The following is a 3326-nucleotide window of genomic DNA, read 5'->3' as shown; positions in this document are numbered from 1 at the left end:
TGGCGCTGAGTATCACTATGTGTCACCTCACCCTGCGCGCAATAACCCGAACCATCTGCAACAGCATCATCACGAGATGGATATTGGCCGTTGGATTGAGAATGTCCAAGCGATCATGCCCGCAGCGGTAAGCCGTAAAATCGGATGGGCGGAGGGCATAATAGAAGCAAGTGAGCAAACTCGCCGCCTAGTGCAGCAGTTCAATATGGATGGGGCTCTCAGCGAAGTCTCCGTGGCCATGTCGTTAGAATTGTTGCCCGATGAAGTATCGCTCTTTATTGGCAACAGTTTGATTGTTCGCTTGGCGGATATGTTTACTGCGTTGACGCCGCGAGAGGTGTTGAGTAACCGCGGCGCATCGGGTATTGATGGCTTGATCGCCACCGCAGCAGGTGTTGTGCGTGAGCGTCAAACGCCGACGGTGGTGCTGCTTGGCGATACCTCCGCACTTTATGATTTGAATTCACTTGCCCTGTTCCATCATGAGCCAACGCCGGTGGTGATTGTAATTACCAACAACGATGGCGGTGCGATTTTTGATTTGCTACCGGTCCCTGATAGGGAGAAGCAAGCTCTGTATCAAATGCCGCACGGTTTTCATTTTGAACACGCCGCGGCTCAGTTTGGCCTTGCGTATTGTCAGCCTAAAACGCTGACGGTCTATCAGCACTGTTTAGCCACGCACCTCAAGCAGGGAAGTGGCGCACTCATTATTGAAGTTGTCACGCCCGCGGGTGAGGCGTCGAGTCATATTCGTCAATGTGTCAGTCAGATCCATGCTCTCTAGTCAGTTCTTCCCTGCCGATGATGTTCAGAAAAAAGACAGTATTCAGCAAGCTGATGACGCGCCGCTATTGGTGTTTCTTCACGGCTTTCTTGGTTCGAGTGACGATTGGCGTGAGACGCTCAGCTATCTGAGCGAGTTTGATCGACTTTGCCTCGATCTTCCGGGGCACGGTGAGAGTGTCGGCATCCACACCGAGTCATTTTCGACTTGCTGCGCACAGATCACCAAGAGTGTGTTGGCGAGATTGCAGAGTGAGCAAATCTCTTTGGAGCGACCTATAGTGGTAGTGGGTTATTCGCTTGGCGCTCGCCTTGCCATGATGGGCACGGTGAAGCGCGATTTTGCGCCGCTGAATATCCAAGCCCTACTGCTAGAGGGGGGTAATTTTGGCTTGCAAGACGAAGCACAGCGCCACGAGCGATGGCTCAGTGATGCGCAATGGGCCCGCCGCTTTAGCGAGGAGCCGATTGAGCAGGTATTGAGCGATTGGTATCGCCAGCGCGTATTTAGTTCACTAAAGGATGCGCAAAGACAAACTCTTATCGCCAAGCGCAGTGATAATCTAGGCCCCGCGGTGGCCAAGATGCTATTAGCAACGTCTTTGGCGAAGCAGCCGGACTGCTTAGACGCACTGCGCCAACTCACCCTGCCAATCACCTATGTCTGCGGTGAGCAGGATGAGAAATTTAAACAACTTGCACAGCGCAGCGGGCTCCACCTCTGCTGCGTTGAGAATGCGGGGCACAATGTTCATGTTGAACAGCCCCAACGCTTTGCAGAGCAGGTGCGCGAGCAGTGTATTGCGCTTGCCGCTCGCTCCTAGACATTATGCCCCGCTCGGTTGGGCTACAAGACAAAACAGGAATCATCATGGCTAAAACAGTCGGTATCTCAGAAGAAGAACTCTACGCTCCCGTTCATTGGCGTGATTGCAGCGCCGAATATGAAGACATCCACTACCATAAATCGGACGATGGCATTGCTAAAATCACCATCGCTAGACCTCAGGTGCGCAATGCGTTTCGCCCTTTGACGGTCAAAGAGATGATCCATGCGCTCGTGGATGCGCGCTACGATGAGAGTGTTGGGGTGATCATTCTGACTGGGCTAGGCGAAAAAGCATTCTGTTCAGGCGGCGATCAAAAAATTCGTGGCGACTACGGCGGCTATCAAGATGATTCTGGCACTCACCATCTCAACGTGTTGGACTTTCAGCGCCAGATCCGCACCTGTCCAAAACCCGTGATCGCCTCGGTGGCCGGTTGGGCGGTGGGCGGCGGCCACGTATTGCACATGATGTGTGACCTCACGATTGCCGCAGACAACGCCCAATTTGGTCAAACAGGACCCAAAGTGGGCTCTTTCGATGGCGGTTGGGGCGCCTCTTACATGGCTAGAATTGTTGGGCAAAAGAAAGCGCGTGAAATCTGGTTCTTGTGCCGCTTTTACGACGCCCAAGAAGCGCTCGACATGGGGCTGGTGAATACCGTTGTGCCTCTGGAAGAGTTAGAAAAAGAGACGGTGCGCTGGTGCCGTGAAACTTTGCAACACAGCCCAATGGCGCTGCGCTGTCTGAAAGCGGCGTTAAATGCGGATTGTGATGGTCAGGCGGGGCTTCAAGAGTTGGCAGGCAACGCAACCATGATGTTCTACATGACCGAAGAAGGCCAAGAGGGTCGCAACGCTTTCAATGAGAAGCGTCGCCCTGACTTCAATAAATTCCCACGCAATCCGTAAAGGAGTTGGTGATGAGAACAGCCAAACTGTACCGCTACAAACTGCCAATGGACAGTGGTGTGATCCTGCGCGAGCAACGTTTGACTGTGCGGGAAGGCTTTGTGATTGAGCTTTGCTGCGACGGTCAAATTGGTCGCGGTGAAGTCGCGCCGTTGCCTGGCTTTAGCGTGGAGAGCCTCGATGAGGCTTACGCGCAATTGGTCGAGCAGCTTTCTTACTGGCAACTGGGCCAAGAATTGGCGCTGGATGCGCTGCACCCGTCGGTGGCCTTTGGTCTATCGATGGCGCAGATGGAGCTCGACAACGCCTTGCCGGATGAGGGCTGTTTTCAGGCCGCGCCGCTATGCTCGGGCGATCCGGATGAGTTGTTGCCCAAACTGGCGGGGATGAGCGGGGAGAAAGTCGCCAAAATCAAAGTTGGCTTGTACGAGCCAATCCGAGACGGCCTACTGGTGAGCCTATTTCTTGAGTCGATTCCCGATTTGACGCTGCGTCTTGATGCGAACCGAGCATGGAGCGCGGACAAGGCGGCGCAATTTGCTAAGAAAATCGCGCCGTCGCTACGTCAACGTATCGCTTTTATTGAAGAGCCGTGTCAAGCGCCGGGGGACAGCTTCTCCTTTGCCATCAATACCGGCATAGCGATTGCCTGGGATGAAACACTGCAGCATGCCATGCGCAGCGAGGATTTCTCACTGCACGATCTCAATGGCGCCAAAGCGATCATCATCAAACCGACCTTAATCGGTTCGATTGAACGCTGTAAATCGCTGATTGAGCAAGCGATGTCGCTTGGGATCAA

General features: G+C 53.8%; 4 protein-coding genes. All 4 read left to right on the top strand.

The window, feature by feature from the left end:
* Nucleotides 1–787, top strand: a 787-nt coding sequence (locus tag AC6R1O_RS18595) for a thiamine pyrophosphate-dependent enzyme (protein WP_500657602.1), incomplete at its 5' end; no start/stop codon positions are given.
* Entirely contained in the window at nucleotides 777–1610 is an 834-nt protein-coding gene (menH, locus tag AC6R1O_RS18590) for a 2-succinyl-6-hydroxy-2,4-cyclohexadiene-1-carboxylate synthase (RefSeq protein WP_500657601.1), read from the top strand. The genes AC6R1O_RS18595 and menH, both read left to right, overlap by 11 nt.
* 47 nt (nucleotides 1611–1657) lie before the next feature.
* Nucleotides 1658–2524: a 1,4-dihydroxy-2-naphthoyl-CoA synthase gene (gene menB, locus AC6R1O_RS18585; protein WP_500657600.1), complete on the top strand. Its 867-nt coding sequence runs from the start codon at nucleotides 1658–1660 to the stop codon at nucleotides 2522–2524.
* Between the two features lie 11 nt (nucleotides 2525–2535).
* Nucleotides 2536–3326, top strand: a 791-nt coding sequence (gene menC, locus AC6R1O_RS18580; RefSeq protein ID WP_500657599.1) for an o-succinylbenzoate synthase, incomplete at its 3' end; no start/stop codon positions are given.

Source organism: Vibrio sp. R11-SG3-ISO3-SZ (assembly GCF_059834345.1).
This window is presented reverse-complemented; position numbering and strand designations above follow the sequence as displayed.